The organism is Actinoplanes regularis, assembly GCF_900188005.1.
Classification (GTDB): Bacteria; Actinomycetota; Actinomycetes; order Mycobacteriales; family Micromonosporaceae; genus Actinoplanes; species Actinoplanes regularis.
Map to the genome: position 1 here is coordinate 79,179 of NZ_FZNR01000006.1, position 21,003 is coordinate 100,181.

At 71.2% G+C, this 21,003-nt stretch carries 21 protein-coding genes; 9 read left to right on the top strand and 12 right to left on the bottom strand.

The annotated features are described in order from the left end of the window. Positions 1–14 precede the first annotated feature (14 nt). The 5 genes from CHC09_RS17990 to CHC09_RS18010 are packed head-to-tail and all read right to left on the bottom strand — an operon-like array spanning position 15 to position 5,589. Positions 15–350, bottom strand: a complete 336-nt coding sequence (locus tag CHC09_RS17990) for a cupin domain-containing protein (RefSeq protein ID WP_089294286.1) — start codon at positions 348–350, stop codon at positions 15–17. After that, positions 328–1,431: a Gfo/Idh/MocA family protein gene (locus CHC09_RS17995; RefSeq protein WP_089294287.1), complete on the bottom strand. Its 1,104-nt coding sequence runs from the start codon at positions 1,429–1,431 to the stop codon at positions 328–330. The genes CHC09_RS17990 and CHC09_RS17995 overlap by 23 nt, the downstream gene beginning before the upstream one ends. Further along, positions 1,428–2,882, bottom strand: coding sequence for a mannitol dehydrogenase family protein (locus CHC09_RS18000; RefSeq protein ID WP_089294288.1), 1,455 nt, complete (start codon positions 2,880–2,882; stop codon positions 1,428–1,430). Before CHC09_RS18000 ends, CHC09_RS17995 begins: the two co-directional genes overlap by 4 nt. Continuing rightward, positions 2,879–4,288, bottom strand: coding sequence for a glucuronate isomerase (gene uxaC / locus CHC09_RS18005; protein WP_089294289.1), 1,410 nt, complete (start codon positions 4,286–4,288; stop codon positions 2,879–2,881). Before uxaC ends, CHC09_RS18000 begins: the two co-directional genes overlap by 4 nt. Further along, entirely contained in the window at positions 4,285–5,589 is a 1,305-nt protein-coding gene (locus CHC09_RS18010) for a Gfo/Idh/MocA family protein (protein ID WP_089294290.1), read from the bottom strand. Before CHC09_RS18010 ends, uxaC begins: the two co-directional genes overlap by 4 nt. A gap of 209 nt (positions 5,590–5,798) precedes the next feature. Between CHC09_RS18010 and CHC09_RS18015 the strand changes: the two genes are divergently transcribed. The 5 genes from CHC09_RS18015 to CHC09_RS18035 are packed head-to-tail and all read left to right on the top strand — an operon-like array spanning position 5,799 to position 10,697. Further along, the gene (locus CHC09_RS18015; RefSeq protein WP_089294291.1) at positions 5,799–6,824 is read left to right on the top strand and encodes a LacI family DNA-binding transcriptional regulator; all 1,026 of its coding nucleotides are present in this window, start codon (positions 5,799–5,801) and stop codon (positions 6,822–6,824) included. 9 nt (positions 6,825–6,833) lie between these two features. Further along, entirely contained in the window at positions 6,834–8,114 is a 1,281-nt protein-coding gene (locus tag CHC09_RS18020; protein ID WP_089294292.1) for an ABC transporter substrate-binding protein, read from the top strand. Between the two features lie 5 nt (positions 8,115–8,119). Beyond that, positions 8,120–9,094, top strand: a complete 975-nt coding sequence (locus tag CHC09_RS18025; protein ID WP_089294575.1) for a carbohydrate ABC transporter permease — start codon at positions 8,120–8,122, stop codon at positions 9,092–9,094. Positions 9,095–9,102: 8 nt separating this feature from the next. Next, positions 9,103–9,951, top strand: a complete 849-nt coding sequence (locus CHC09_RS18030) for a carbohydrate ABC transporter permease (RefSeq protein ID WP_179277180.1) — start codon at positions 9,103–9,105, stop codon at positions 9,949–9,951. Beyond that, entirely contained in the window at positions 9,948–10,697 is a 750-nt protein-coding gene (locus CHC09_RS18035; protein ID WP_089294294.1) for a hypothetical protein, read from the top strand. The genes CHC09_RS18030 and CHC09_RS18035 overlap by 4 nt, the downstream gene beginning before the upstream one ends. Positions 10,698–11,166: 469 nt before the next feature. Here CHC09_RS18035 and CHC09_RS18040 read toward each other — a convergent pair whose 3' ends face one another. Continuing rightward, positions 11,167–11,634 (bottom strand): Lrp/AsnC family transcriptional regulator, encoded by a 468-nt coding sequence (locus CHC09_RS18040; RefSeq protein ID WP_089294295.1) that lies wholly within the window; start codon positions 11,632–11,634, stop codon positions 11,167–11,169. A gap of 140 nt (positions 11,635–11,774) precedes the next feature. On the opposite strand from CHC09_RS18040, the gene ald reads away from it, so the two are divergent. After that, a complete protein-coding gene (gene ald / locus CHC09_RS18045; protein ID WP_089294296.1) occupies positions 11,775–12,890 on the top strand; it encodes an alanine dehydrogenase in 1,116 nt (371 codons plus the stop codon). 116 nt (positions 12,891–13,006) lie between these two features. Here the strand turns inward: ald and CHC09_RS18050 are convergent, their stop codons facing one another. The 5 genes from CHC09_RS18050 to CHC09_RS18070 all read right to left on the bottom strand — a co-directional run bounded on the left by CHC09_RS18050 (position 13,007) and on the right by CHC09_RS18070 (position 17,699). Further along, positions 13,007–13,663: a hypothetical protein gene (locus tag CHC09_RS18050; RefSeq protein WP_179277164.1), complete on the bottom strand. Its 657-nt coding sequence runs from the start codon at positions 13,661–13,663 to the stop codon at positions 13,007–13,009. 125 nt (positions 13,664–13,788) lie between these two features. Then, positions 13,789–14,508, bottom strand: coding sequence for a response regulator (locus CHC09_RS18055; protein WP_089294298.1), 720 nt, complete (start codon positions 14,506–14,508; stop codon positions 13,789–13,791). A gap of 49 nt (positions 14,509–14,557) precedes the next feature. Then, positions 14,558–15,766, bottom strand: a complete 1,209-nt coding sequence (locus CHC09_RS18060) for a sensor histidine kinase (RefSeq protein WP_089294299.1) — start codon at positions 15,764–15,766, stop codon at positions 14,558–14,560. After that, positions 15,763–16,437, bottom strand: a complete 675-nt coding sequence (locus CHC09_RS18065) for a YqeB family protein (protein ID WP_143232404.1) — start codon at positions 16,435–16,437, stop codon at positions 15,763–15,765. Before CHC09_RS18065 ends, CHC09_RS18060 begins: the two co-directional genes overlap by 4 nt. A 68-nt stretch (positions 16,438–16,505) precedes the next feature. After that, entirely contained in the window at positions 16,506–17,699 is a 1,194-nt protein-coding gene (locus tag CHC09_RS18070; RefSeq protein WP_089294301.1) for a PucR-like N-terminal domain-containing protein, read from the bottom strand. A gap of 75 nt (positions 17,700–17,774) precedes the next feature. Here CHC09_RS18070 and CHC09_RS18075 point away from each other — a divergent pair, with 75 nt between their 5' ends. Beyond that, positions 17,775–18,881, top strand: coding sequence for a ferredoxin reductase (locus tag CHC09_RS18075; protein ID WP_089294302.1), 1,107 nt, complete (start codon positions 17,775–17,777; stop codon positions 18,879–18,881). 40 nt (positions 18,882–18,921) lie between these two features. Further along, positions 18,922–20,067 carry a fatty acid desaturase family protein gene (locus tag CHC09_RS18080; protein WP_089294576.1) on the top strand — a complete coding sequence of 382 codons (1,146 nt, stop codon included), beginning with the start codon at positions 18,922–18,924 and terminating at the stop codon, positions 20,065–20,067. Between the two features lies 1 nt (position 20,068). On the opposite strand, the gene CHC09_RS18085 is transcribed toward CHC09_RS18080, so the two are convergent. Next, a complete protein-coding gene (locus tag CHC09_RS18085; RefSeq protein WP_143232405.1) occupies positions 20,069–20,392 on the bottom strand; it encodes a hypothetical protein in 324 nt (107 codons plus the stop codon). A gap of 241 nt (positions 20,393–20,633) precedes the next feature. Between CHC09_RS18085 and CHC09_RS18090 the strand changes: the two genes are divergently transcribed. Further along, positions 20,634–21,002, top strand: coding sequence for a hypothetical protein (locus CHC09_RS18090; RefSeq protein WP_089294304.1), 369 nt, complete (start codon positions 20,634–20,636; stop codon positions 21,000–21,002). The last annotated feature ends 1 nt before the right edge of the window (position 21,003 follow it).

Sequence of the window (21,003 nt, forward strand, 5' to 3'; positions counted from 1 at the left end):
AGCGACACGAGAGGTTATTGAGCGGGCTCCAGGTGCATCCACACGAAGATCAGCGGCTGGTCTCCCCGGCTGATCAGATGGTGGTCCTCACCCGGTTCGAAGAGCACCGCCTCACCCGTCCGGAACTCGTCCACCTCGACGCCCTCGATCTCGATCACACCGCTGCCCTGCACGATCACGAAGATCTCGGGCACGGTGTGCACGTGCCGTCCCGGCTCGTCGTGGGTGCGGAAGCCCGGTTCCGCGTAGACCCGGAAGCCGCCCTTCTGCACGACGTGGCCGGGCAGAACGCTGGTGAACGTCGGGCCACGGTGGTGTTCCTTGAGCTCAGCGGTGCTCAGCTTGCGCATCGGACACTCCTTTCGCCTGTTGGAGGGACACCCGGTGCGGCGCGACCGCCCAGGTGATGTCACTTTCGGACGGCAGGAGGCCGGTGGCGGCGACCTGCCGGACGAGTTCGTGGACGCCGGGCAGGATCCTCCCGCCGCCCTCCGGGTGCGGCCCGAGCTCGCCGGGCGGGATCGTCGCCGGCATCGGGGCGGCGACGATGGCCTCGGCCACCACCGTGAAGGTCCTGGTCCGTTCGAGCGGGGCGATCAGGGCCGCTCCGGAGAGGAGGTTCTCGAGCAGTCCGATCCGGCCGGGGATCTCCTCGAACGGGGCGTCGGCTCCGAGCCGGAGCCGGTCGGTCGGGTACTCCAGAACCGCTTCGCCGACCTGGATCTCCCCGGCGACGAAGACCTCGGAGGCCAGCGTCACCGCCACCACGATGGTCCGCCCGTCCGCCCCGGTCAGCCGCAGGAACGTGCAGTCGTCGGTCTGGATCTCCCGGGTCCGGTAACGCTCCAGCTCCATCAGGACCGGCTCGAACCCGTCCGCCACCACGAGCGCCTGCATCAGCGCGTGTGCGAACGGGTTGACCAGCGCGCCGTCGAACGTGGCCTGCCGGCCCGCCCACGGCGCCCGGCGGTAGTAGCTGTCCGGCCGCCACCACGCCCCGGCCGCGGAGACCGGCTCGGTGCTCCCGGCGGTCGCCGCGCACAACCGCCCCAGCGCCGCCGACCCGAGCGCCTGGAACCCCACCTGGCAGCGCCGCCCCGACTCGCGCACCGCCGCGGCGAGCCGGGCGTGCTCGTCGAGGGTGGTCACCGGCGGCTTCTCCAGCAGCAGGTCCGCACCGGCCGCGAGGCAGTCCAGCGCGATCGGCAGGTGCGTGTGCGGCGGCGTACAGATGATCACGACCTCCGGCCGGACGGCCTCGAGCAGATCGCGGTGATCGTCGAAGAACGGCACCCCCGGCTCCGGCTCGACCGGGTTTCGGTCGCAGAACGCCGCGATCTTGAGGACCCCACGACCTTCGAGATCCTTGAGCGTACGGCGATGAGAGATGCCATGTCCGCCGGCGCCCACCAGTGCGACCCGGGGAATCATCGCCCGACCGCCGCGATGGTCGCCGCCGCGCCGTGTCTCGCCAACTCCCCCGACCAGCGGATCAACTCGGTCCGCAGCCCGGCGTCCGCGGCGATCCCGGCCGGGAACACCTCGGAGAGTCCGAGCAGCGCGTCGACCAGCCCCTGCGGGGTGTCCGGCGCACCGGCGAGCACCTCCCGGATCCGCCCGGCGAGCGGATCGTCGAGGGGCAGCACCGAGCCGTCGTCGGCGTATCCACGGGCAAATCGCATCCACCCGGCCAGCACCAGCGCGGCCCACACCGGCATCGCACCCTCGCGGCGGCGGTCGGCGATCGTGCCGAGGAGCCGGTGCGGGAGTTTCTGCGAGCCGTCCATGGCGACCTGATGCGTACGATGGCCGAGTTCTTGATTGGCGAAGCGCTCGAGCGCGGTCTCGCCGTAGCCCTGGACGGTTACCCCGGCCGGCGGGTCGATGGTCGGCGCGATGTCCTCGACGAGAAACCTTCGCAGAAGACCGCCCATCCCGGGCAGTTCCAGCGCCTCCGCGATCATCTCGCGCCCGGCCAGGGCCCCGAGGTACGCGCAGGCCGAGTGCACCGAGTTGAGCGCCCGCAGCTTGAGCAGCTCCCAGGGCGCCACGTCGGTCGTCATGATCGCGCCGGCGGCTGCCCAATCGGGTCGCCCGCCCGGGAACCGGTCCTCGATCACCCACTGGTGGAACGGCTCGGCGACCACCGGCACACTGTCCGCCACGCCGAGCGCCAGGGCCGCCCGCCGGAGGTGATCCGCGCTGGTCGCGGGCACGATCCGGTCCACCATGCTGGCCGGGAACTCGACGCCGCCCGGCATCGAGGCGCCGGCCACCTCGAGGGCCTGCTCGACCATCCCGCGGATCCGGGGGCCGTTGTTCTGCAGGTTGTCGCAGCACAGCACGGTCAGCGGCGCCTGCCGGGTGAGCAGCGCCCGGACCAGCAACGCGGGCACGCTGGTGGGTGGCGCGGCCCCGGTCAGCTGCGCTCGCAGATCGTCGTCGAGCAGCAGTCTCCCGTCCGGGCCCAGCCGGTACGCCTTCTCGGTCACGGTCATCGTCACGATCCGGATCCCCGGGTCGGCGATCGCCGCGACCACTCCGTACGGATCCCCGGCGGCATGACCTAATCCGGACAGGATGCCGACCGTGCGGGCGTGATCCCCACCGTCGCCGCCGACCGTGAGCACGCTGTAGAGCCGGTGCTGCGCGCGCAGCTTGTCCAGGACGTCGCGGGAGCGCGGCGCGACCCCGAGGATCCCCCAGTCGCCGCCGGCCACGGCGACCGCGGTCTCGGTGTAGATGGCCTGGTGGGCCCGGTGGAACGCGCCGAGCCCGAGGTGCACGATGCCGGACCGGACGTCACCGGGGCGCACCGCGGGGCGGCGGTCGGGGGCGAGGCCGTTCAGGGCGGCGAGGCCGAGTCTCGTGGTCACCGTCATGCCGATCCGTCCAGGCGGAAGACCTTCTTGGGCAGGTGGTACGCGAGGTCGGCGATGGTCTCGGCGGCCTCGTCGAGCGGCAGGCGCCCCTCGGCGACCAGGCGGGCCAGGAAACCGGCGTCGACCCGCCGGGCCACGTCGTGCCGGGCCGGGATCGAGCAGAAGGCGCGGGTGTCGTCGACGAAGCCGGCGGTGTTGTAGAAGCCGGCGCTCTCGGTGACCGTCTCCCGGAACCGGCGCAGGCCCTCCGGGCTGTCCAGGAACCACCACGGTGCGCCCAGGTAGAGGGCGGGGTATCCGCCGGCGAGCGGGGCGAGTTCGCGGGTGAACGCGGTCTCGTCCAGGGTGTAGAGGACGATCCGCAGGCGCGGGTCGTCGCCGTGGGCGTCCAGCAGCGGGCGCAGCGCCTGGACGTACTCGGTGGCGGACGGGATGTCGCCGCCCACGTCGCGGCCGTGCCGGGCGTGCAGCGCCCGGTTGTGGTTGCGCACCGAGCCCGGGTGCAGCTGCATCACCAGGCCGTCGTCGAGGGACATCCGGGCGAACTCGACGAGCATGTGCGCGCGGAACGCCTCGGCGTCCTTCGCGTCGGCGGCGCCGCCGAGCCCCTTGCGGTAGAGCACGGCCGCGTCGGCGTCGCTCAGGTTCAGGGTCACCGCCGTGGGGTGGCCGTGGTCGGAGCTGGTGGCGCCGGCCGCGACGAACACCTCACGGCGGGCCCGCAGCGCGGCGAGGAAGCCCGGGTAGGTCCCGACGTCGCGCCCGGTCAGCTCGCCGAGCGTCGCCACCCGCCCGGCCCAGCCTGCCCACTCCATGTCGACCAGGTTGTCCGGCCGGAACGTGGTGATCACCCGGCCGCCCGGGCCGCCCCAGCCGTCGGCGGCGAGCTTCGCGTGCACCGACAGGTCGTCGATCGGGCTCTCGGTGGTCGCCAGGACCTCGATGTTGAACCGGGTGAACAGCGCCCGCGGCCGGTACGCCGGCTCGGCCAGCCGGGCGGACAGCTCGTCGTAGATCTCGTCCGCGGTCTCCGCGGACAGTCGCTTCTCCACCCCGAAGACCTCGGCGAAGACCTTCTCCGTCCACAGCCGGGACGGGGTGCCGCGGAACAGGTGCCAGTTCGACGCGAGCAGCCGCCAGATGGCCCGGCCGTCCGTCTCCACCTCGCTTCCGTCGACGCTGGGCACGCCCAGCCGGGCGGGCGGGATGCCCTGGCTGGCCAGCATCCGGGTGACGTAGTGGTCCGGCACCACGAAGAGCCGGGCGGGGTCGGGGAACGATTCGTCGTTCGCCAGCAGCGCCGGGTCGACGTGGCCGTGTGGGCTGATCAGCGGCAGGTCGCGGGCGTGGGCGTAGAGCTCACGGGCGATCTCACGCTGGGTCGCCTCGGCGGGGAACAGTGTCAACTGAGCTCCTCGAGATCTAGGAGGTCTTGCACGCGGACGGCCTGTCCGGTTGCCAGGCTTTCGTTGGCGGCCAGGCCGGTGAGCAGGGCGCGGGCGCCGTCCACGGCGTTCGCCGTCCGGCCGAGCGGGTCGGCGGGCGCGTCGGGCCGCAGCAGGTCGGCGAGCATGCGCACATCGGCTCCACCGTGCCCCTGCCGGGAGTAACCGTCCACACTGATCTCACACGGCGGCGCCCAGAACGGCCGGACCAGCAGGCGCCGCCAGCCCCGCTCGGCGGTCGAGACCGAACCGGGCTCGCCCTTGACCCCGGCGGCCGCGGCCGGCGCGACGTGGTCGGTCTCGACGACCTCGAGCTCCAGGCGGCCCCGGCTGCCGTTGAACATCACCCGGTAGCCCTCCCAGGGCGCGTACGCCGTCAGGTGATAGCTCATCGAGGCGCCCTTGGCGAAGCGGACCAGCACCGCCATGTCGTCCTCGATGGTCACGCCGGGCCCGAAGACGTTGCGGTCCCGGAGGTATCCGTCGTGCCTCTCCGCCTCGAGGTAGAGCTCGCGCATCGCCGGCTCGTCCGCCATCCGCAGCGCGAACGGGTCCCCCTCGGCCGCGGGCGCGCCGTGGGCACGCTCGTAGTCCCGGGCGTACCCGTGCCGCCGTCCCGTCTCGCCGTAGAAGAACAGCCGCCCGGCCGCGAACACCTGCGCGGGCGCGTCGTCCAGCCACCAGTTGACCAGGTCGAAGTGGTGGCCGGCCTTGTGCACCAGCAGGCCCCCGGAGTTCGCCTTGTCGCGGTGCCAGCGGCGGAAGTAGTCGGCGCCGTGCCGGACGTCGAGCAGCCACTCGAAGTGCACCGAGCCGATCTCGCCGATCTCGCCGGAGCTCAGAACCCGCTTCACCGCCTCGTGCAGCGGGTTGTACCGGTAGTTGAAGGTGACCCGGACCCGGCGGCCGGTCCTGCGCTGGGTTTCCAGAATCCGCCGGCACGAGGCGGCGTCCACGGTCATCGGCTTCTCGGTGACCGCGTCGCAGCCCGCTTCCATGGCCGCCACCAGATACTGCTCGTGGTAACGATCGACGGTGGTGACCAGCACGACGTCGACCCGTTCGCGCTTGAGCATCTCGGTGAAGTCGGCGGCGTCGTAGACGGGGATCTCCGTCCCGAGCCGTCTGGTGTGGACGGCGAGCCGCGCGGGGTTGGTGTCGGCAAGGGCGACCAGCGAGGCCACGTCGGCGTGGTCGGTGGTGAGCGCCCGGAGGAACATCCCGGCCCGGGCACCGGCGCCCACCAAGGCAAACCGGATCATTCCGACGCCTCCATTCGGCAAACGTTTGCAACAGATTAGGGATCAGATGACGATGGAAGTCAATGGACGACCCGAGTATGTCCAAATTTGCCGCATCTACGACATGCGGCGGCAACAGATAGGACATTGAAGGCCGTTGACACGTCAGCAACCGTTTGCATTAATGGCTCCACCAGAGAGAGCCGGATCACATCCGAGGGGGAGCAACCGTGGCCGTGACCATCCGGGACGTCGCTAAGGCATCCGGAGTGCACATCTCCACGGTGTCGCGCACCTTCTCGGCGCCGCACCTGGTCAACCCCGAGACACGCACGCGGGTGCTGGCCACCGCGGAGCAACTGGGCTATCGCCCGAACCGGGCCGCACGGGCACTCATCACCGGGCGGACCCACAACATCGGCCTGATCGTGGCCGATATCGCCAACCCGTTCTTCCCGCCCATGATCAAGGCGGCCGAGACCCACGCCCGGCGGCGCGACTACCACGTCTTCGTCGCCGACACCGACGAGGACCCGGTCGTCGAGGCCGACCTCGTCCGGGCCTTGGCCAAGCAGGTCGACGGGATCCTGCTCTGCAGTCCCCGGATGAGCGACGACCAGATCGAACTCGCGCGCCGCGAGGTCCCCCTGGTCGTCGTGAACCGCCTGATCGACGGGCTTCCGGCGGTGGTGATGGACGTCGGCACGGGCGCGCGCTCGGCCGTCCGCCATCTCGTCGACCTGGGCCACCGCCACCTCGTCTACCTGTCCGGTCCGCGCGGCTCGTGGACCAATCGGGAGATCCGCAAGGCCGCCGGGGCCGCCGCCCGGGCCGGTGGAGCGGAACTCACCGTCCTCGGCCCGCACCAGCCGATCTCCTCGGCCGGCGCGGACGCCGCCGAGGCGGTGCTCGCCACCGGCGCCACCGCGGTGCTCGCCTACAACGACCTGATGGCCATCGGCCTGCTCCAGGCGTTGCAGGACCGTGGGGTCGCCGTACCCGAACGGATCAGCGTCGTCGGCTTCGACGACATCGCGGCCGGCGCGCTGGTCCGTCCCACCCTCACCACCGTTGCGAACCCGACCGCGGCCGCCGGGCGCGCCGCCGTCGACATGCTGCTTCAACAGGGCGACGACGGCGCCACCGGACAGGTCACCCTCCGGACCGATCTGGTCATCCGTAACTCCACCGGGCCCGGGCCGTACGCCCCGGCCGGCGCGACCGCCACGCAGGTCGCCGCATACGCCAAGGAGTGACCCATCCCCATGACCGCACCCCGAATGTTGCGCGGCCTGATGGCCGCCGCTCTCGTCCTGCCGCTGGCCCTCGCCGGTTGCGGCGGTGACGACTCCGGCAGCAAGGACGGAAAGACGGAACTCACCTTCTTCTGGTGGGGCGGCGAGGCCCGGGCCAAGCTGACCCAGCAGGCGCTCGACCTCTACACCTCGAAGCACCCGGACATCAAGTTCAAGACGACGTGGCAGGCGAACCAGGGCTATTTCGACAAGCTCGCGACGCTGACGGCCGGCTCGGACGCGCCGGACATCTTCCAGATCGACGACAACTACCTGGCCGAGTACGCGACCCGCAACGTCACCGAGGACCTCACCCCGTACAAGGACAGCGCCAAGCTGGACATCACGAAGTTCCCGGAGAGCCTCTGGAAGTACGGCGTGGTCGACGGCAAGCTCGCCGGCATGGCCATGGGCGAGAACACCCAGGGCCTGGTCTTCAACAAGACCAAGCTGGAGGCCGCCAAGCAGGAGCTGCCCAAGACCGGGATGAGCTGGGAGGAGCTGATCGCCTGGGCGCAGAAGGCCGGCCCCGCCACCAAGATCCCCGGCACCATGGACCCGAGCGCCGACTACAAGGCGATGTGGGTGTGGCTGCGTCAGAACGGCAAGGACCTCTACAACGGCAACCAGCTCGCCTTCACCAAGGAGGACGTGCAGAAGTGGTTCGAGTTGTGGAAGGGCGCCCGGGACGCGAAGGCGACCCCGACCGCGGACGTGATCCACGAGGGCAACGAAACCGACATCACCAAGCAGACCGTGGTCACCGGCAAGGCGCTCACCTCGTGGGTGTGGGCCAACCAGATGCCGGACATCCAGAAGAACACCAAGGACGAGCTCGGCGTGGTGGCCTACCCGGGTGACCCGTCGGCGCAGTGGGCGCGCGCCTCGATGTACCTCTCGATCTACCGGGGCAGCAAGCACAAGGACGCCGCGATCGATGTGCTGAACTTCCTGGCCAACGACCCGGAGGCGGTCAAGATCCTCGGCACCGACCGCGGCCTGCCGTCCAACCTGGACCTGCGGGCCCAGGTCGCGGCCACCGTGACCGACCCGGCGATGAAGGCCTCCATCGCGCTCGAGGACGAGCTGGTCAAGAAGTTCGGCCCGTCGCCGGCCGTACCGCCGAAGGGCCACAGCACGGTCAAGACGGAGCTTCGCAAGGCCGCCGAGGCCGCCCAGTTCGGCACCGCCACCCCGGCCCAGGCCGCCGAACAGTTCTTCAACGCCGCCAAGGCCGCGGTCTCCGGGTGAGCAACGTGTCCGTCACCACCCGGCCGACCCAACCCCGGCCGCAGTCCGGGCCCGCCGCTCACCAGCGGCGGGCCCGGCCCGCCCGGCACCGCGACGACGGGCGCGCCGGATACGTCTTCCTGTCCCCGTGGCTGCTCGGCCTCGCGCTGGTCACCGCGATCCCGATGCTGGTGTCGCTCTACCTGAGCTTCACCGACTACGACATCCTCAGCCCGTGGTCCGACATCCAGTGGGTCGGGCTGGACAACTACCGCACGATGTTCACCGACGACCCGGCCTTCTGGCACGCGGTCCGGGTGACACTGGTCTTCGCGCTGATCGGCACCCCGCTCAAGCTGGGCGCCGCGCTGGGCGTGGCGCTCCTGCTGAACCGCTCGTTCCGCGGTGCCGGGCTGTTCCGCGGCCTGTTCTACCTGCCGTCGCTGCTCGGCGGCAGCGTCGCCGTGGCGATGATCTGGCGCAGCATCTTCGACCGGACCGGCGCCTTCAACGTCTTCCTCGGCTGGTTCGGCATCGAGGGCAAGGCCTGGGTCAACGACCCGTCGACCGCGCTCGGCACGCTGATCCTGCTGGCCGTCTGGCAGTTCGGCGCTCCGATGGTGATCTTCCTGGCCGGGCTCAAGCAGGTGCCGGTCGAGCTCTACGAGGCGGCCGAGGTGGACGGTGCGGGCACCGTGCGCAAGTTCCTCAGCGTCACGCTGCCGATGCTCTCCCCGGTCATCTTCTTCAACCTGGTGCTCGAGACGATCCACGGATTCCAGGGCTTCACCTCGGCGTTCGTGCTCTCCGGCGGCACCGGCGGCCCGGTCGACTCGACCCTGATGTACACGCTCCAGCTGTATCTGAAGGGCTTCGCCAACTTCGAGATGGGCTACGCCTCCGCGATGGCCTGGGTCTTCCTGCTCACCATCGGCCTGGTCACCGTGGTCCTGTTCCGTACCGGCCGATTCTGGGTCCACTACTCCGACGGAGACGACTGATGGTCACCATGACCGCCGGCCGCAGGCCGTTCATCACCCCACGCGCCGTTCTCCTGCTGGTGCTCACCGCGATCGTGCTCTATCCGCTGGTGTGGATGGTGGGCAGCTCGTTCAAGGCGCCCGAGGAGATCCTCAACAACGTGTCGGTGCTGCCCGACACCTGGACGCCGGAGAACTATCCGGACGGCTGGACGCACTTCGACGTCGCGTTCGGGCGGTTCTTCCTGAACAGCGCCATGGTCGCGAGCCTCACCGTGGTGGCGAACTGCACGTCCTGCCTGCTCGCCGCGTACGCCTTCGCCCGCCTGCGGTTCCGGCTGCGCGGCTTCTGGTTCGCCATCATGATCGGGACGCTGCTGCTCCCCAGCCACGTACTGATCGTGCCGCAGTTCGTGATGTTCCGCTCGTTCGGCTGGGTCGGCGGGCCGTGGCCGTACCTCCCGCTCATCGTGCCGCACCTGCTGGCCACCGACGCGTTCTTCGTCTTCCTGATGGTCCAGTTCATGCGCGGCATCCCCCGGGAGCTCGACGACGCCGCGAAGATCGACGGCTGCAGCGCCTACTCGGCCTTCCGGCACGTGATCCTGCCGCTGTCGCGGCCGGCCCTGGTCTCGACCGCGATCTTCTCCTTCATCTGGACCTGGAACGACTTCTTCCGCCAACTGGTGTACCTCTCCGACCTGGAGAAATACACCGCCCCGGTGGCGCTGACACTCTTCATCGACTCGACCGGGCAGTCCTCGGTGGGTCCGATGTTCGCGATGTCGGTGCTGTCGCTGGCGCCGGTCTTCCTGTTCTTCGTCGCCTTCCAGCGGCTGCTGGTCGAGGGCATCAACACGACGGGCCTTAAGGGATGACCATCCCCCATCGCGAGCATCCGCTCCCTCCTGCCCTTTCCGGTACGGCGCAGGCCCCGCCGGACCGGCCCACGGAGACGCCAACGACGGCAGGACCGGACCGGCCCACGGAGACGCCAACGACGGCAGGACCGGACCGGCCCACGGAGACGCCAACGACGGCAGGACCGGACTGGCCCGCGGAGGAGCCGCCACCGGCACGGCCGGACTGGCGGGAGCGGCTGACCCTCGCCACCGACCTGGCCCTGATCGGCCTCGCGGTGACCGTTCTCGCCCTGCCGCTGGTCACCGCGCCGGCCGCGCTGGCCACCGGCTCCGCGGCGGTCCACGGCCGATACTCGGACGGACGCCTGCCGCCCTGGCGTCCGCTGCTGCGCCAGTACCGCCGGAGCATCCTGCCCGGCCTCCCGGGACTGCTCGCCGCGGTCGTGCTCGTGATCGACCTGGTCGCTGTCCGCGGCGGCTCGGTCCCCGGGGGCCCGGTCCTGCTGGCGGTCACCGCCCTCGCGACGATCTGGCTCGCCGGCGTGGCGGCCCTGGTCCTGGTCGCCCTCGGCCGGGACCCGGATCTCCCCTGGCTCACCGCCGCCCGGTGGGCCGGGAACCGCCCGAAATGCGCCACCGCGCTGGCGGGGCTCGGCCTGATCGCGTTCTTCCTGGCCCTGGCCGTCCCGGTCACCTTCCCGGTGGTGATCGGCTTCCACCTCTTCGCCATCCACATGGTCAGCGACCGTCTGGCCCGCTGACGCGGCCACCGGCCCGCGGCGCTGTCCTCCCGCCCCGGGACAGCCCACGGGCCGGCCTGTCATTCAGCCTCCCCGACGCTGCCCGCTAACCCCGGCCTACCGTTCAGCCGCCCTCGGCGCGGGCCGGTTGCCCCGGCGCTGGCCCGCCATGCCCGGCCTACCGTTCAGCCGACCCCGGCGCGGGCTGGTTGCCCCGGCGCTGCCCCGCATGCCCGGCCTACCGTTCAGCCGACCCCGGGCTCGGCCCGGTTGCCCGGCGCTGCCCCGCATGCCCGGCCCGCTGTTCAGCCGACCCCGGGCTCGGCCCGGTTGCCCGGCGCTGCCCCGCATGCCCGGCCCGCTGTTCAGCCGCCCTGGCGGTGCCCTGCCATCCCTGGCCCGCCGTTCTAGCAGCCCCTGCGGTGCCCTGCCATCCCCGGCACGCCGTTCCAGCTGCACCTGCGGGTGCTCTGCCACTCCGGCACGCCGTTCAGCTTCCCCTGCGGTGTTCGAAGATCAGGTATGTCTCCGTGCCCGCGATCAGGCGGGTGCCGCTCAACCGCTCGGTGATCACCGAGCGCAGATCGTCGACATCCGCGGCCGCGACATGCAGCAGAAAGTCATAATTGCCGGAGATGAAATAGACGTCCCGGACCGCCGGGATGCCGGCGAGGGATTCGGCGAACTTGCCGATCGCGTCGCGGGCATCGGACCGGATCCGGACCGCGATCATCGCCTGGATCGGACGGCCGATCCAGGCCGGGTCGACATCGGCATGAAAGCCCCGGATCGCCCCGAGCTCGCGAAGACGGCGAATCCGGGTCAGACAGGTCGAAGGGGCGATGCCGACCTGCTCGGCCAGGGCATTGTTCGGCATCCGGCCGTCGGCGCGCAGCAGGCTCAGCAGCTCCAGATCGATGTGATCCAGGCCTCGAACATCCTTCGGTAGATCCGTCATGAGACGCGATCGAATCGAAGGAAATGTGGCGCCGACACCACGAGCAGAATCTTGTTCGCTCCGCTTGCCGGGTCACTGCACATCGTTTCACTCTAACCGCAACGGACGTCACAATCGGCGCCGGGCGAAAGGACATCCCCATGCACATCGGCGTGCCCAAAGAGGTCAAGAACCACGAGTACCGGGTGGCGGTGACACCCGCGGGCGTCGTGGAGGCCGTACGCCATGGGCACGACGTCGTCGTGCAGGCCGGCGCCGGGGCGGGCTCGGGGATCAGCGACGACGACTACGTGGCGGCCGGTGCCCGGATCCTGCCCGACGCCGACGCCGTCTGGGACACCGCCGACATGATCCTCAAGGTGAAGGAGCCGATCGCCGAGGAGTACCACCGGCTCCGCGCCGGCCAGGTCGTCTTCACCTACCTGCACCTCGCCGCCGACGCCGAGGGCACCAAGGCGCTGCTGAACAGCGGTACGACCGCGATCGCCTACGAGACCGTCCAGCTCGCCGACGGCTCCCTGCCGCTGCTCGCCCCGATGTCGGAGGTGGCCGGCCGGCTCGCCCCGCAGGTCGGCGCGTACAGCCTGATGCGCAACAGCGGCGGCCGCGGCGTCCTGCCGGGCGGCGTGCCCGGTGTCGCGCCCGCCAAGATCACCGTGATCGGCGGTGGCGTCTCCGGTGCGAACGCCGCCACCATCGCGCTCGGCCTCGGCGCCGAGGTGACCGTGCTGGACCTGAGCATCCCCCGGCTGCGGCAGCTCGACGCCCAGTTCGGCGGCCGGCTCAAGACCCTGGTCTCCAGCACGTACGCGATCGAGCAGTCCGTCCTCGAGGCCGACATGGTGATCGGCGCGGTGCTGGTGCCCGGCGCGAAGGCGCCGACCCTGGTCAGCAACGACCTCGTCAAGCGGATGAAGCCCGGCTCGGTGCTCGTCGACATCGCGATCGACCAGGGCGGTTGCTTCGAGGACTCGCGCGCGACGACCCACCAGGACCCGGTCTACCAGGTGCACGGGTCGGTCTTCTACTGCGTGGCGAACATGCCCGGCGCGGTGCCGAACACCTCGACGTACGCGCTGACCAACGCCACCCTGCCGTACGTCCTGCGCCTCGCCGACCTGGGCTGGAAGGACGCCCTGCGGGCCGACCCGGCACTCGCCGCCGGCCTGAACGTCCACGCCGGTGCCCTCACCAACGACCTGGTCGGGAAAGCCCTCGGGCTCCCCACCGAGACCGTCAGCTCGGTCCTGGCCTGACCCGACCCACCAGCGCGCCCTCCGTCATCGCAACCGCGACGGAGGGCGCGCCACGTTTCGCGGCGGCGGATCGACAGGACAGCCGGCGGACGTGACCGGAGAGCACGTCACGTTTCTCAGCGGTTGACCGGCAGGCAGTCACCGGACGTGACCGTGACCGCCTTGCGGTTGGTCAGGGTGACCTTCCCACCGCTGTACTTGTAGTCGTAGGTCAGCTTCAGGTTCGGGCAGGCCGTCGGGGCCTTCTTGCCGACACCGTGCGCCGTGATCGTGAGCGTCCGGCCGCTGAGCCGCACGGACCGGACCGACGGCATGTCGAGGTCGCCCCCGAGCAGGGTCGCGATCCGCTTCGGGTGCCTGCTGCCGGCGGCGCCGTCGAAGATCTCCACCGTGCTCGGGTAGTACGAGGTGATCGCGGTGCAGGAGCGCGACACCACGACGTCATCGACCCCGTCGCCGGTGAGGTCGCCGGTCACGATCTTCTCGACCTCGACCTTCTGTTCCTTGCTCCGGCAGGGCGCGAGGGCGGGGATCCAGTCGTCGCCGTCGATCTCCGGGGCGGGCTTCGCCGTCTTGACCGGGGTCGCCACCGGCTTCACGGTGGTCGGCGCGGCGGCCGGCGTCGAGGCCGACTCGACCGGCGCCGGGGCGGCTGAGGTGGCGACCGGGACCGGGGCGGAGGGCGCCGTGGCCGGGGTGGGCTTGTCGGTGCAACCGGCGGTGAGCAGGGCGATCGCGGCCGCGCCGGCAAAAACGACAATCTTGGTACGCATGATGGCTGGTCCCCGTGGGTTCAGTCGCGGCCGTCCGTGGCGGTCCGTCTGCAGAGGACTCTAGGAATGATCCGGCGACGTTACGTCACGCCTTCGTGCCACCCGGTCGTCCACGCCGCCAGGTGTCACCAACGAGACTCGTGCACCAGGATCGCGACCTGCACCCGGTTGGCGCAGCCCAGCTTCTCCAGCAGCCGGGACACGTAGGACTTCACGGTCGGCACGCTCATGTGCAGCTGGGCGCTGATCTCGGCGTTGGAACCGCCGGTCGCCACCGCCTCGGCGACCTCGCGCTCCCGCTCGCTGAGCCGTTCGAGGGCGGCCCGGGCCCGCACCGCCGCGCTGTCGGCACGCGGCGGAGCATCCACCCCGCGACCCCGCCCGTCACGGCCGGTGCTGCCGTCATCCGCCGCTTCCCGGCCGACCGCGTAGCCGATCAGCCGCGGCACCACCGACGGCGCGAGGATCGACTCGCCGGCCGCCGCGCGCCGCACCGCGTCCAGGATCGCCTCCGGTGCGATGTCCTTGAGCAGGAACCCGTTGGCGCCGAGCCGGAGCGCGCCGAGCAGATGCTCGTCGGTGTCGAAGGTGGTCAGCACGATCACCGCGGGCTCCGCGCCCTCGCGCCGGATCTCCCGGGTGGCGCTCAGGCCGTCCATCCGCGGCATCCGGATGTCCATCAGCACCACGTCGGGCCGCAGCCGCCGGGTCAGCTCGACCGCTTCGGCACCGTCACCGGCCTCACCGACGATCTGCAGGTCCCTCCCCGCCCCCAGCACCAGGGAGAGCCCCACCCGGACCAGCGGATCGTCGTCCACGACCAGTACCCGGATCACGACGCCCACGGTAACCGCCCGCTCGGGCCGGCGAGCGACCGCCGTGCGCTCACCCGGATCACGACGCCCACGGGAGCCACGCCTCCAGGCGGAAGGTCAGCACCCCGTCCTCGGCACGGTGAATGCCGTGCTGGAACCGGCCACCCACCAGGTCGACCCGTTCACCGAGACCGACCAGCCCCGCGCCGGCACCGGGCGGTGCCGCGACGGGGGCGGGCTGCTCGGGCAGCGGGTTCGTGACCAGGACGTGCAGCGTGCCGGTGTCGAGACGGGAGAGGGTGACGCGGACCGTCGTACCGCAAGCGTGTTTTCCGGCGTTGGTGAGGCCCTCCTGGACCAGGCGGTAGACGGTGCGGCCGACGGCCGCGCCGGGTGGGACGCCGCCGGCGTCGTCGGTGAACTCCACCGGTACGCCCGCGGCGCGCGCGTCGGCGATCAGGTCGCCGACGTGCTCGAGGTCGGGCTGCGGGCGCAGCCTGTCGCCCGGGTCCCGGGGCCCGGCGCGCAGCACGCCGAGAATCTCACGGAGGTCTTCCAAAGCCTGATGGGCGCTGTCCCGGATGGTCCGGGCCGCCTTGTCGACCTCCTCCGGGGTCAGGTCAGGACGGATCACCAGCGCACCCGCGTGCAGGCTGACCAGGGAGATGCGGTGCGCGAGGGCATCGTGCATCTCCCGCGCGATCCGCTCCCGTTCCTCCGCGCGCAGGCGCTCCGCGCGGATCCGGGCTTCCTCCTCGGCTCGGGCCGCACGCTCGCGCAGCACCTCGACCAGGTCCCGGCGGGCCCGCATGGCGACCGCGACGGCGACGGTCGCGGTGAGAATCGCGGCGGAGAGGACGAGCTCCAGCGCCGCGGAAAGGTCCGGATCGGGCCGGATCAGGCTGTACGCGACGCCGGCCAGCAGATGCAGCACGAGCACGACCGGGATCACCCGGCCGCGCCGCCGGGTGATCAACGTGTAGAGCGCGATCAGCACGGCGACGCTGGCGAAGTCGGTCACCACCGCGACCGGCACCAGCAGGACGGCCACCGCGACCGGATGAGCGCGCCGCCACCAGAGCGCGAGCGACGCCGCCCCGGCCAGCAGGAGGCTGCCGAACGTCGCGTCGCCGCTGATCCGGCCGCTGGCCTCGGCCTCCGCCGCGAGCAGCAGCGCACCGAACCCGGACGCCGCGATCGCCGTCAGGTCGAAGGCGCGAGCGCCGAGCGCGGCCGTGACCCGCTCCTCCCACCGCCCCGGACGATCACCGGCAACCGGGCCGGTCATGAGCGGACCAGCGGTCGCCAGAGCTGCCGATCACGGTCGTCCCGGACCGAATAGCCCAGTTTCTCCAGGGTCGCGCGCAACTCGGTGGCCTCGCGCGCCGCCTTCTTGCGCAGCGCGACGGCGCGGGCGGAGAGCACCGCGTCGGCCGCGTCGGGCAGGACCCCGCTCGCCGCCGGCCACGGCTGATAGAGGTGGGCGAAGGGATCCGTGTCCTGCCACGGATAGCCGAGCTCATGGAACGTGCCGGCCACGAGCCGGCGCCTCGCCCGCGGGATGCAGCGCACCGCCTGCCGGGACTCCCGGTCGAGCACGACCAGGGTGTCCCCGTCCAGATAGACGGCCGCGACCTCGGCACGGGCGAGCCGCACGGGCCCGGCCCGCAGCTGATCGGGGCCCACCGTGACCGGGGTCAGGTGCTCATACAGCGACGCGGTGACGCACAGCCCCACGACGACCAGTATCGCCGCCTGGATGGCCAGCTCCCACGGCGAGTCGATCCGGCTGAGCACCCGGAAGACCGGCCCGAACGGGAGCCCGATGTGCAGGTCGAGCAGCCATCGCGCGGCGGCCGGCAGAGCCGCGGTCAGCAGCAGCCCGCACACCGCCGGACCGCACGTGACCAGCACGCGGTCCGGTGCGGAGAAGCCCAGCTCGGTGGTGTCCCTGACCATGCCCATGACGCTAGGCCCGGGGGCACCCGTGGGCCACCCGTCGAAAGTCGGGGACACCTGACTTTGGTCTACGCCTCGGCGACCGGCACCGCCAGGGCGATCGTCAGCGCCAGCACCCACTGCGGATCCTTCAGCCGCTCCCCGTACAGCTCCCGGAGCCGGGCCATCCGGTAGCGCACCGTCTGCGGGTGCACGAACAGCTCCGCCGCCACGTCCTCGCGCCGCCCGTGGTGCAGCAACCAGCTGCGCAGCGTCTCGAGAAGGCGGGCCGCCGCCGCCCCGCGCTCCCCGGCGAGCGGCGCCAGCGCCAGGTCCCGCAGGTCCGCGAGCGCGCCGCGATCGGCCGAGACGACCAGTTCGGCGAGGTGGTCCTCGGTGTCGACGACCGCGCCCTGGGCCGGGGTGTACAGCTGGTGGACCCGGACCGCGCGCTCCACCGAGCACTGCGCCCGCAGCCACGGCCGGGCCGGGCCGAGCACCGCGTTGTGCCCGCTCAGCAGCCGGGTCAGGTGCGAGCGGGAGGTGCCCTGCGGGTCCGGCACCAGCAGCACCGCCGTCCCGGGCAGGTCCGGCAGCGCTCCGGCCAGCGACAGGGTGCGCGGGTCGAGCAGGTCTATCAGCGACCGGGACGACCGCTCCGGCAGCAGGATCGCGGTGAGCGTCTGCGGCGGCGTCCACTCGGCCCGCTCGGCGGCCGCCTGCAACACGTGCGCCGGCTCCCCGGCGGTCAGGGCCTGGGCGAGCTGCTGCAGGTGGCGGATCCGGATCCGGCCGGAGGTGGCCAGCTCGTCGGCGTGCCCGGCGACGCTGGCCGCGGAGAGCTCGTCGATGTACGCGAAGACCAGCTCGGCGAAGTCGGCGATGGTCCCGGCCGGTTGCCCCGCCCCCACGCTGATCCCGCCGAGTTCCCGCCACGCCACCCGGGCGCCCACCCGGTACGCCGCGAGCAGCGCGTCCAGGCTGCGGCCGGAGCGCGCCTCGCCGCGGCCCAGCGCGTACGCCGCCTCGAGCGCCGAGTCCAGCGGCGTGCCCGGGTCGCTGCCGGGCCGGGAGACCAGGTTGAGGAAGGTGCCGAGGGCGGCCCGCACCGCCATCTCGATCTTGTGCCCCAGCTCCCCGGCGAACGGCTCGGCGTACGCCGGCACCTCCATCGTGATCGCGGCGATGGTCTGCACGGCCACCTCGGGCAGGCCGATCCGGAGCGGGTCGACGACCTCCGCGGGCAGGCGGTAGGACCGTACGTCACGCAGCGGCTCGATCACACAGACTCCCTTGCTTCGGTCCGGCCCTTGTCCCCGTCGAACAATTATGCCGTCTCGGATTCACTTCCCCTGGTCATGCTTTCGTCCGCCAGACCTACCAGGCTTGGTCAGGTGCCTGTTACACAGAGATTGCGCAACGGAGCGTGGCGTGTCGTCGAGTTGATCACCACTCCGGTGGTGCCGACCGACTACCTCGACGTCATCGCTCCCCTGCGCAATCCGAACGTCCTGCGCGCCCGAATCGAAGCGGTCCGGCCGGAGACTGCGAACTCGGTCACCCTGGAGCTGCGGCCCGGTCGCGGCTGGCGGCCGCACCAGCCCGGTCAGTACGTCCGGCTCGGCGTCGATGTCGACGGCGTCCGGCTGTGGCGCGCCTACTCGGTGAGCAGCGCGGCCGGGCACCCGTCCGGACGGATCAGTGTGACCGTCAACGTCGTACGCGACGGGGTGGTCAGCGCGTACCTGCACAAGAACGCCCGTCGCGGCATGATCGTGCATCTGGACCTCCCGGCCGGCGATTTCGTCCTGCCGCGGCAGCGGCCGGCGAAGAGCCTGTTCGTCACCGCCGGCAGCGGGATCACGCCGGTGATGGGCATCCTGCGCAGCGCCGTCGACGAGCTGTCCGACGCCGTCGTGGTGCACTGCGCCCGGACCCCCGAGGACGTGGTCTTCGGCGCCGACCTGCGGGAGCTCGCCGCGCTCGGGAAGATCACCCTGATCGAACGGCACACCGGCGTCGACGGCCGGCTCAAGCCCGCCGACCTGGACGAGCTGGTCCCCGACCTGTTCGAGCGGGAGACCTGGGCCTGCGGGCCCGGCGAGCTGCTCGACGCGATGACCGACCACTGGTCCGAGGCGGGCGCCGGCGAACGACTGCACATCGAGCGTTTCCGGCCCACCGTGCTGATCGCGGGTGAGGGCGGCACGGTGACCTTCGAACGTTCCGGCGCCACCGTCGAGGCGCCGGCCGGCGTCTCGATCCTGGACGCCGGTGAGGCCGCCGGGCAGCTGATGCCCTCCGGTTGCCGGATGGGGATCTGCCACTCGTGCGTGCTGCCGCTGCGCGAGGGCATCGTCCGCGACATGCGCGACGGCACCGTCACCACCGCCGTGGAAGGCGACAACATCCTCGTCCAGACGTGCATCTCGGCCGCCGCCGGGCCGTGCCACCTGGACGCCTGAAAGCCCCCCGCAGAGAGAGAACGAGGAACTCGTGACGACGCTGCAACGCCAGGAGAACAACCCGATCGCGCACCTGAGCGCCGAGGACATCGAGGCGATCGGCCGGGAGCTGGACGCGATCCGGGACGAGGTGCTCGCCGTCCGGGGGGAACGCGACGCCGCCTACATCCGCAAGGTGATCAAGGTTCAGCGGAGCCTGGAGATAGGCAGCCGCGCCGTGCTGCTGTTCTCGCTCTTCCCACCGGCCTGGCTGATCGGCACCGCCGGTCTCTCGGTGGCGAAGATCCTGGAGAACATGGAGATCGGCCACAACATCCTGCACGCCCAGTACGACTTCATGCGCGACCCGAAGATCCACTCGACCACCTGGGAGTGGGACCACGCCACCCCGGCCGACCAGTGGAAGCACTCGCACAACGAGGTCCACCACAAGTACACCAACGTGGTCGGCAAGGACAACGACCTCGGTTACGGCATCATGCGGGTCGACGAGAACCAGCGCTGGCACCCGTTCTTCCTGGCCCAGCCGCTGTGGAACTTCATCAACGCGTGCTTCTTCGAGTACGGGATCGCGGCCTACGACCTGGAGCTTGGCAGGAACCTCGGGAGCAAGAAGCGGCGCAACAACCCGGAGTTCCGGGCGAATGTCCGGGCGGTCGGCCGCAAGATCCGCCGGCAGATGCTGAAGGACTACATCCTCCACCCGGCGCTCTCCGGCCCGTCGTTCCTGCACACCATCGCCGCGAACTTCACCGCGAACCTGATCCGCAACCTGTGGAGCCATTCGGTGATCATGTGCGGTCACTTCCCGAACGGCGTCTCCACCTTCGAGCGGACCTCGATCAAGGGCGAGACCCGCGGCGAGTGGTACCTGCGGCAGATGCTCGGCTCGGCCAACATCTCCGGCGGCAGGCTCCTGCACATCATGACCGGCAACCTGTCCCACCAGATCGAGCACCACCTCTTCCCCGACCTGCCGAGCAGCCGCTATGCCGAGGTCGCGGTCAAGGTCCGGGCGCTGTTCGAGAAGTACGACCTGCCGTACGTCACCGGCCCGATGCCGAAGCAGGTCGCCTCGGCCTGGTGGAAGGTGATCCGGCTGTCGTTCCCGAACCGCAAGCCGATGCTGGCGGCGGACCACTCGATCCCGCCGCGGCGGCCGGCCGCCGAGCCCGCCACGGTCTGAGCTAGCTCCGGAGGTGCGCCCCGCTGGGCCGCACCTCCGGATCCCTCAGGATCAGGATCGCGAAGAGCCAGATCGTCCCCCACCCGAAGAGCAGCGCCGCGAAGAGCGGAAAGTCCGAGCAGGCGAAGACCGCGACGACGATCAGGGTGAAGACGAAGCCGAGCAGGTAGGCGCCGACAGCGGTGAGGGCCGGGCGCTTGCCGCCGCGCCGGGTGTAGCGGGTCGCGACCGCGTAGGTGAACGGGATCGCGCCTGGCTGCACGATCAGCACGACCAGGCCGAGGACGGCGAGAACGGTTCCGGCGGAGACCTCGACGTGCGGCACCCACACACCCCCTGCACCCATCGACGACCAACAGGATTCCCGCAGGTTACTCGGCGGTATCCCGGTGCGCCAGACACGTTCGGCCGGCAGGACCCCGCGCCGGGACCCGATCCGGCTCCACGGTGGAATCCCCGGCTCCGGACGACCTCGACGGCCGGCCGCTGATCATCGCCGCCGCACCGGGACGCAATGTTCAACTTCTGGACATGTGCCGGCAATTCATGAGAACCATCATCCCGGGATGATCCGCTCCACCGCCGCGGTCGCGGCTTCGACCTCCGTCTCCGGATGGGTGGCCCTGCGCCGGGCCGCCATCGGCGCGGGACTCGCCCTGGCCGTCTGCCTGCTGATCGGCGCGGTCGGCCGCCCGATCGGCAGCCTCCTCGAACCGACGGTGATCATCTGGTCGGTCGGCGCGCTGTACAGCGGATTCGACCGGCACCGCCGCCTCGCCTGTGCCGCCGCCGGGACGACCGCCGTTCTGCTCTGGCTCGGCGTCGGGCAGGTGCTGAACGCCGGACTTCCCGGACACGTGACGCGAACGGCCGTCGGCATCCTCGCCGGCAGCCAGGTGTACGCCCTGGTCACCCGCGTCGGTCGGGACGGATGAG

Coding starts and splice junctions, on each gene's coding strand:
- CHC09_RS17990 (WP_089294286.1), bottom strand. CDS start 350: ATGCGCAAGCTGAGCACCGCTGAGCTCAAGGAACACCACCGTGGCCCG.
- CHC09_RS17995 (WP_089294287.1), bottom strand. CDS start 1,431: ATGATTCCCCGGGTCGCACTGGTGGGCGCCGGCGGACATGGCATCTCT.
- CHC09_RS18000 (WP_089294288.1), bottom strand. CDS start 2,882: ATGACGGTGACCACGAGACTCGGCCTCGCCGCCCTGAACGGCCTCGCC.
- CHC09_RS18010 (WP_089294290.1), bottom strand. CDS start 5,589: ATGATCCGGTTTGCCTTGGTGGGCGCCGGTGCCCGGGCCGGGATGTTC.
- CHC09_RS18020 (WP_089294292.1), top strand. CDS start 6,834: ATGACCGCACCCCGAATGTTGCGCGGCCTGATGGCCGCCGCTCTCGTC.
- CHC09_RS18030 (WP_179277180.1), top strand. CDS start 9,103: ATGACCGCCGGCCGCAGGCCGTTCATCACCCCACGCGCCGTTCTCCTG.
- CHC09_RS18035 (WP_089294294.1), top strand. CDS start 9,948: ATGACCATCCCCCATCGCGAGCATCCGCTCCCTCCTGCCCTTTCCGGT.
- CHC09_RS18040 (WP_089294295.1), bottom strand. CDS start 11,634: ATGACGGATCTACCGAAGGATGTTCGAGGCCTGGATCACATCGATCTG.
- ald (WP_089294296.1), top strand. CDS start 11,775: ATGCACATCGGCGTGCCCAAAGAGGTCAAGAACCACGAGTACCGGGTG.
- CHC09_RS18050 (WP_179277164.1), bottom strand. CDS start 13,663: ATGCGTACCAAGATTGTCGTTTTTGCCGGCGCGGCCGCGATCGCCCTG.
- CHC09_RS18060 (WP_089294299.1), bottom strand. CDS start 15,766: ATGACCGGCCCGGTTGCCGGTGATCGTCCGGGGCGGTGGGAGGAGCGG.
- CHC09_RS18065 (WP_143232404.1), bottom strand. CDS start 16,437: ATGGTCAGGGACACCACCGAGCTGGGCTTCTCCGCACCGGACCGCGTG.
- CHC09_RS18075 (WP_089294302.1), top strand. CDS start 17,775: ATGCTTTCGTCCGCCAGACCTACCAGGCTTGGTCAGGTGCCTGTTACA.
- CHC09_RS18090 (WP_089294304.1), top strand. CDS start 20,634: ATGATCCGCTCCACCGCCGCGGTCGCGGCTTCGACCTCCGTCTCCGGA.